We start from the raw sequence: 238 nt of genomic DNA, 5'->3' as shown, positions 1-238 counted from the left end.
CAACTGGGATACCTCCAAGGTTGCATATATGGAGGCAATATTCAAAGACGCCATCAACTTTAACCAACCCATCGGCAACTGGGATACCTCCAAGGTTAAAAATACGAGTTGGCTGTTTTCAGGTGCCGCTAGCTTTAACCAACCCATCGGTGACTGGGATACCTCCAACGTAGAAGATATGTCGTCGATGTTTAGGGGCGCCACTGCCTTTAACCAACCCATCGGTAACTGGGATACC

The 238-nt window shown here is 48.3% G+C and carries 1 protein-coding gene; it reads left to right on the top strand.

Annotated elements, in window-relative coordinates:
• A partial coding sequence (locus RH40_RS01900; protein WP_009599585.1) for a BspA family leucine-rich repeat surface protein occupies positions 1–238 on the top strand: 238 nt, incomplete at both ends.

The sequence above is a fragment of the Vibrio caribbeanicus ATCC BAA-2122 genome (assembly GCF_000165125.1).
In the GTDB taxonomy this organism is placed as follows: domain Bacteria; phylum Pseudomonadota; class Gammaproteobacteria; order Enterobacterales; family Vibrionaceae; genus Vibrio; species Vibrio caribbeanicus.
This window is presented reverse-complemented; position numbering and strand designations above follow the sequence as displayed.